This window comes from Azospirillum sp. TSH20 (assembly GCF_003115935.1).
Classification (GTDB): Bacteria; Pseudomonadota; Alphaproteobacteria; order Azospirillales; family Azospirillaceae; genus Azospirillum.
This window is the reverse complement of record NZ_LGQU01000159.1, coordinates 1-6,362: the sequence shown is the minus strand read 5'-3', so window position 1 is coordinate 6,362 and position 6,362 is coordinate 1. Positions and strand designations below refer to the sequence as shown.

The 6,362-nt window shown below is 68.0% G+C and carries 5 protein-coding genes and 2 pseudogenes; 2 read left to right on the top strand and 5 right to left on the bottom strand.

All coding sequences use genetic code 11. The features are described from left to right. Window positions 1–93 precede the first annotated feature (93 nt). Window positions 94–189 (top strand): annotated as a pseudogene (locus TSH20_RS36290) (IS5/IS1182 family transposase); the annotation flags it as partial. A 216-nt stretch (window positions 190–405) separates the two neighbouring features. On the opposite strand, the gene lpdA reads toward TSH20_RS36290, so the two are convergent. Genes lpdA through TSH20_RS32300 form a run of 4 tightly spaced genes read right to left on the bottom strand, consistent with a single transcriptional unit; the run spans window position 406 to window position 5,398 of the window. Continuing rightward, window positions 406–1,827, bottom strand: a complete 1,422-nt coding sequence (lpdA, locus tag TSH20_RS32315) for a dihydrolipoyl dehydrogenase (RefSeq protein WP_109157729.1) — start codon at window positions 1,825–1,827, stop codon at window positions 406–408. Next, on the bottom strand, window positions 1,824–3,134 hold the full coding sequence (locus tag TSH20_RS32310; RefSeq protein ID WP_109157730.1) for a dihydrolipoamide acetyltransferase family protein: 1,311 nt from the start codon (window positions 3,132–3,134) through the stop codon (window positions 1,824–1,826). The genes lpdA and TSH20_RS32310 overlap by 4 nt, the downstream gene beginning before the upstream one ends. A gap of 2 nt (window positions 3,135–3,136) precedes the next feature. Beyond that, window positions 3,137–4,150 carry an alpha-ketoacid dehydrogenase subunit beta gene (locus TSH20_RS32305; RefSeq protein ID WP_199232164.1) on the bottom strand — a complete coding sequence of 338 codons (1,014 nt, stop codon included), beginning with the start codon at window positions 4,148–4,150 and terminating at the stop codon, window positions 3,137–3,139. 3 nt (window positions 4,151–4,153) lie between these two features. Continuing rightward, the gene (locus tag TSH20_RS32300) at window positions 4,154–5,398 is read right to left on the bottom strand and encodes a thiamine pyrophosphate-dependent enzyme (protein WP_211099776.1); all 1,245 of its coding nucleotides are present in this window, start codon (window positions 5,396–5,398) and stop codon (window positions 4,154–4,156) included. 227 nt (window positions 5,399–5,625) lie between these two features. Here TSH20_RS32300 and TSH20_RS32295 point away from each other — a divergent pair, with 227 nt between their 5' ends. Beyond that, complete coding sequence (locus tag TSH20_RS32295) at window positions 5,626–6,138, top strand: Lrp/AsnC family transcriptional regulator (protein ID WP_109157732.1); 513 nt, start codon at window positions 5,626–5,628, stop codon at window positions 6,136–6,138. Window positions 6,139–6,192: 54 nt separating this feature from the next. Here the strand turns inward: TSH20_RS32295 and TSH20_RS35985 are convergent. Further along, a pseudogene (locus tag TSH20_RS35985) lies at window positions 6,193–6,362 on the bottom strand (ABC transporter ATP-binding protein); the annotation flags it as partial.

Here is a 6,362-nt window from a genome sequence, read left to right as displayed (position 1 = left end):
TGATCGCGGTCGGCGCCGGAGCGGAAGCGCGCATCGCCCAACAGATCGACAGCCTCGGCTCCAACCTCATCATCGTGGTGTCCGGCGCAATCGATCCCGAAGGTCCGCTATCGGGTCGAGAACTGGGCGGCTTACGATGCGGCGCTTCGCAGACGGGGAAAACTGACGATCTGGGTGTTGCCGCAAGCGGCAGTACCGCGTCGACTTCGAGGCGGCAGATACGAGCATGCTCGCGCGCGGAGCCCGCCAAGGCTTTACCCTCGGCCTGGTGACCGCCGATCGACCCGCGCGGGCCTTCGACGACTAGTCGAGCGCCGTCGACGGTCTCGATACCGGCGTGTCGTAAACACCGGAAGGGCAGGGCCGGCGTTCGATCGCCTGCCCTGCCGACGGACTGCAAGAGGTTCAGAAATGAAGCGGCCGGCCGAGCAGCCTGAGCGTCGCTTCGTGGAAGACCTCGCCCAGGGTCGGGTGGGCGTGGATCGTGCCCGCCACATCCTCCAGTTCCGCCCCCATTTCCAGCGCCAGCGCGAACTCCCCCGACAGTTCCGAGACGTGGGCGCCCACCGCCTGGATGCCGATCACCCGCCGGTCGTCGCGGCGCGCCACCACCCGGACGAAGCCGCTCTCGCCGGTGTCCAGAGTCAGCGCACGGCCGTTCGCGGCGAATGGAAATTGGTCGACGACCGCGTCGATCCCCTGCGCCGCCGCCTCGTCCGGCGACTGGCCGACGCTGACGATCTCCGGTTCGGTGAAGCAGACCGCCGGGATCGCGGCCGGGGCGAAACGGCGGCGGTGGCCGGCGATGATCTCTGCCACCATTTCGCCTTGCGCCGACGCCTTGTGCGCCAGCATTGGCTCGCCGACCAGATCGCCGATCGCCCAGACATTGCGCATTGAGGTGCGGCACTGGTCGTCCACCGCGACCAAGCCTCCTCGCCGATCCACTCCCATCGCCGCGAAGCCCCAACCCTCCAGCCGGGGACGCCGGCCCACGGTCGACAGCACGGCGTCGGCCGGCAGGCGGATCGTCCCACCATCCGCCGTCTGTACAACCAGCGCATGCCCATCCCCCTCGGCCTCCATTCCCAGCGCACGGCCCCCGAGATGAACGGTCACCCCGGCCCGCTTCAGCCAGCGCCGCACCGGATCGGTCAGACCCGCGTCGTACAGAGGCAGGATGCGCGGCTGCGCCTCGACCACCGTTACCGTCGACCCCATTTTGGCAAAGGCGCTGCCCAGCTCCAGCCCGATATAGCCGCCGCCGACCACCACAAGCCGGCGCGGCAGCTGGTCCAACGACAGCGCCTCGGTCGAGGACAGAACCGGCCCGCCGAAGGGAAGGGCCGGCAGCGGCACCGGCTCCGAACCGGTGGCGAGGATCACATGCTCCGCCGTCACGGTCAGCGGGCCGTCGCTGCCCTGGACGGTGCAGGTCTTGGCGTCGGAGAAGACCGCCCAGCCGCGCAGCACGCGCACCTTGGCCTTGCGCAGCAGGCCCGCCACGCCGCCGCTTAGGCGGTCAACGATCCCGTCCTTCCAGCGCATGGCGGCGGCGAGATCGAGGCGCGGCGGTGTGTCGAGCGCGATGCCGAAACGGCCGTCGCCCAGCGATTGGCCCATCGCCTCGAAGCGGCCGGCGACATGGATCAGCGCCTTGGACGGGATGCAGCCGCGGATCAGGCAGGTACCGCCCAGCCGGTCGGCCTCGACCAGTATGGTGTCGAGCCCCAACTGGCCGGCGCGGATGGCGGCGACATAGCCGCCCGGTCCACCACCGACCACGAGCACCTTGGCGGTGACGGTCTTTACGCTGGGTACGGTCATCGTGGTTGGTCCATGAAAAGGGTGGCGGGCTGTTCCAGCGACGTCTTCACCCGCTGAACGAAGGAGGCGGCGTCCCAGCCGTCGACGACCCGGTGGTCGAAGGAACAGGACAGGTTCATCATCGACCGCACGACGACGTTGCCCTTGCGCACCACCGGCCGTTCGACGATCCTGTTGACGCCGACGATGGCGACCTCCGGCCGGTTGATGATCGGCGTGGTGGCGAGGCCGCCCAGCGCGCCCAGGCTGGTGACGGTGATGGTGGAGCCGCTGAGCTGCTCCCGCCCGGCCTTTCCGTCGCGCGCGGCGGCAGCCAGTTCGCGGATCGCGTCGGCGGCCTGCCAGAGGTCGAGCGTCTCGGCATGGCGGACGACCGGCACCACCAGCCCGCCCGGCGTCTGCGTTGCGATGCCAGCATGCACCGCTTCGAACCGCTGGACGACATTCGCCGCATCGTCGTAGCGGGCGTTGATCTGCGGGAACTCCGGCAGCGCCCGCACCAGGGCGCGGATCAGGAAGGGCAGCAGGGTCAGCTTCAGCCGTGCAACGCCACCCTCGGCGTTGAGGTGGAGGCGCAGTTCCTGCAGGGCGGTGACGTCGACCTCCTCGATGTATGAGAAATGCGGGATGTGGCGCTTGGCCTCCTGCATGCTCTCGGCGATCCTGCGGCGCAGCCCGCGCACCGGCACCTCCGACACTCCGGTTCTGGCCGGGGAGGGCGGCCGCTCGACCAAGGCGACACCGCCGGCCTCAACCCCTCCGCCGGCAAGATGGCGATCGAGGTCGCGATGCAGGATCCGGCCGCCGGGGCCGGAGCCGGCGACGAACTGCAACGGGATGCCATGGTCCCAGGCGCGGCGTCGCACCGCGGGCGACGCGGTGGGCTTGACGCCGGGCGGCCGGCGGACCAGCAGGGCGGGTGCGACATCCGGTGCAGGGGCGCCAGCGGCAGGCATTGCAATGGCGGTTGTCGGGAGCGCCGCCGCGGGAATGTCATCGAGCGGGTCACCAGGGGCGTCACTGGGGGCGTCACCGGGGCCGTCGTCGGGGACCTGATCGTCTGTTCCCTCGACTTCCAAAACGACCAGTTCGGACCCGACCGCCAGCATCGCGCCGGGGGTGCCGTTGAGCGACAGCACCGTGCCGGTGACTGGTGAGGGGATCTCGACCGTCGCCTTGTCGGTCATCACGTCGACCAGCGTCTGGTCCTCGGCGACGCGATCGCCGGGCGCGACATGCCAGGCGACGATCTCGGCCTCGGCCGTGCCCTCGCCGACGTCGGGCAGCTTGAAGACATAGCGCGCCATGCTCACTCCTCCATCACGCGGCGCAACGCCTCGGCGATCCGGGCCGGGCCGGGGAAATACTCCCACTCGAAGGCGTGCGGGTAGGGCGTGTCCCAGCCGGTGACCCGCTCGATCGGCGCCTCCAGATGGTGGAAGCAATGCTCCTGCACCAAGGCGGACAACTCGCTGCCAAAGCCGCCGGTTCGGGTGGCCTCATGCACGATGACGCAGCGGCCGGTCTTGCGCACCGATGTCTCGATCGCCTCGATATCGACCGGCACCAGGGTGCGCAGATCGATGATGTCGGCATCGACCTGTGCATCGCGGGCGGCGGCCAGTGCTACGTGCACCATGGTGCCGTAGGCGAGGATGGTGACGGCAGTGCCGCTGCGCACCGTCGCCGCTTTGCCCAGCGGGATGGCGTAATGCCCGTCGGGCACCGCGCTGGCGGGATGCTTGGCCCAGGGCACCACCGGGCGGTCGTGGTAGCCTTCGAAGGGGCCGTTGTAGAGGCGCTTCGGCTCGAAGAACATCACGGGATCGTCGTCCTCGATGGCGCTGATCAGCAGCCCCTTGGCGTCATACGGGGTCGAGGGGATCACCGTCTTCAGCCCCGCGACGTGGGTAAAGATGGCCTCCGGGCTCTGGCTGTGGGTCTGGCCGCCGAAGATGCCGCCGCCATAGGGCGCGCGCACCGTAACCGGTGCCGTGAACTCGCCGCCCGACCGGTAGCGCAGCCTCGCCGCCTCGGAGATCAACTGGTCGCAGGCCGGGTAGATGTAGTCGGCGAACTGCATCTCGGCGACCGGACGCAGGCCGTAGGCGGCCATGCCGACCGCAATCCCCATGATGCCGGCTTCGGTGATCGGGGTGTCGAAGACCCGGCTGCGCCCATGCTTGCGCTGCAGCCCGTCGGTGCAGCGGAACACCCCGCCGAAATAGCCGACATCCTCGCCCAGAACGACGACGTCGCCGCTCCGCGTCAGCATCACGTCCATCGCCGCGTTCAGCGCCTGGACCATGGTCATGGTCGCCATCGCTCAGACCCCCGCCTGCTGGCGCTGGCGCTCCAGATGCCAGGGCATGGTTTTGTAGACGTCCTCGAACATCGTGCGGGCCGACTGGAACGGCCCCTTGTCGAGGGTGCCGTGGGATTCGGCCTCTTTTCCGGCGGCCTGGACCACCTCCGCAACCTCCCGGGCCAGATCCTCCTGCCGGGCTTCCGACCAGATGCCCAGCGCAATCAGGTGTTGGCGCAGTCGGTCGATCGGATCCCCCAGCGGCCAGTGGGCGCCGGCATTCTCCGGCCGGTATTTGGCGGGGTCGTCGCTGGTGGAATGGGCGGCTGCGCGGTAGGTGAACAGCTCGATCAGCGTTGGGCCGAGGTTGGCGCGGGCCCGCGCCGCCGCCCAGCGCGTCGCAGCGAAGACTGCCAGGAAGTCGTTGCCGTCCACGCGCAGGCTAGGGATGCCATAGCCGAGGCCGCGCGCCGCGAAGGTTGTGCGCTCCCCACCGGCGATGCCATGGAAGGAGGAGATGGCCCAGTGGTTGTTGACCAGATTGAGGATCACCGGGGCGCGGTAGACCGACGCGAAGGTCAGGGCATGATGGAAGTCGCCCTCCGCGGTGGCGCCCTCGCCGATCCAGGCCGCGGCGATGCGGGTGTCGCCCTTGATCGCCGAGGCCATCGCCCAGCCCACGGCTTGGCTGTATTGCGTCCCTAGATTGCCGGAGATCGAGAAGAAGCCGGCTTCCTTGCTGGAATAGAAGACCGGCATCTGCCGGCCCTTCAGCCGGTCGCCGGCATTGGAGAAGACCTGGCACATCATATCGACCAGGGGCCAATCGCGGGCGATCAGTAGACCCTGCTGCCGGTAGGTCGGAAACAGCATGTCGCCGCGGTCGACCGCCATCGCCTGCGCGACGGCAATCGCCTCCTCGCCGGTGCATTTCATGTAGAAGGAGGTCTTGCCCTGCCGCTGGGCACGCTGCATGCGCTCGTCATAGGCGCGCACCATCATCATCGACCGCAGCCCGCGCATCAGCGTGTCAGGGCTGAGCGCCGGGTCCCAGGGACCGACGGCATGCCCCTGATCGTCCAGCACGCGAACCAGATCATAGGCGAGGTCGGTCATGTCGGCCGCCGGACAATCGGTGTCGGGACGGCGGGCGGTGCCAGCTGGCGGCACGGCAAGAGTGCTGAAATCGATCTCGCTGCCGGGCCGCTGCGGAGGCTCCGGCACATGCAGACTCAATGGCGCCCGAACAGGCACGGGGGCATCCATGGCATTCCTCCCAAAGGCAGGTGCTGGCATCGGACTTCTGTCCGAGAGGCGGCGGTGATGGGAAAGCGGGGTAGGAAACGACCGCGACCGCGGCGGCGTGTCAGAGGTATCGGGTCGTGGATCCAATTATACCGTTGGAGCAGCGAATTTTCTTTGCGTTCTAATGCCCGCTATGTCGAAATCACGCATCATTCAATTCTTTAATCACTGACTAGAAGAGGCATTCCATGCGGATTGAACTCGACGCGATTGACCGCCGCATTCTGGCGCTGCTGCAATCCGACGCCCAGCTGTCAAGCGCCGAGATCGCCGAGCGGGTGGGGTTATCGCAGGCGCCGTGCTGGCGCCGCATCAAGCGGATGGAGGAGAACGGCGTCATCCGCCTGCGCGCGACCCTGCTCGACCGGAAGAAGCTCGGGCTGAACGTGCTGGTGTTCGCGCAGGTGAAGCTCGCCGCCCATGGCCGCGCGACCTTGCCGGAGTTCGAGGAGACCGTGCGCCAACTGCCGGAGGTGCTGGAATGCTACACGCTGATGGGGGCCACCGATTACATCATCAAGGTGGTCGCGCGGGACGTCGAAACCTATGAACACTTCTTCCGGGAGAAGCTGTCCCAGCTTCCGGCGGTGCGTGAGACCAATTCGGCCATCGCGCTGTCGGAGATCAAGCACACCACCGCCTTGCCGCTGTCCCTGCTGGAGGAACCCGACTGGCCGGCACGAACCACGAAAACCCGCTGATCTTTGCGTAGGACCAGCAGGCCCCATCGTCAGAAGTCAGGGATCGTCTCCATCTCAGTGACCCCCTTCCAGATAGGCGGACCGCACCTCCGGGTCGGCCAGAAGCTGCGCCCCGGTCCCCGTCATCGTGATCTTTCCCGTCACCATCACATAGGCCCGGTGCGCCAGCTTCAGCGCGTGGAAGGCGTTCTGCTCCACCATGAACACCGTCATCTTCTGTTCCC

Bases quoted from the DNA above. Each gene is read 5' to 3' on its own strand.
- lpdA (WP_109157729.1), bottom strand. From the start codon at position 1,827: ATGACCGTACCCAGCGTAAAGACCGTCACCGCCAAGGTGCTCGTGGTC.
- TSH20_RS32295 (WP_109157732.1), top strand. From the start codon at position 5,626: ATGCGGATTGAACTCGACGCGATTGACCGCCGCATTCTGGCGCTGCTG.
- TSH20_RS32310 (WP_109157730.1), bottom strand. From the start codon at position 3,134: ATGGCGCGCTATGTCTTCAAGCTGCCCGACGTCGGCGAGGGCACGGCC.
- TSH20_RS32300 (WP_211099776.1), bottom strand. From the start codon at position 5,398: ATGGATGCCCCCGTGCCTGTTCGGGCGCCATTGAGTCTGCATGTGCCG.
- TSH20_RS32305 (WP_199232164.1), bottom strand. From the start codon at position 4,150: ATGGCGACCATGACCATGGTCCAGGCGCTGAACGCGGCGATGGACGTG.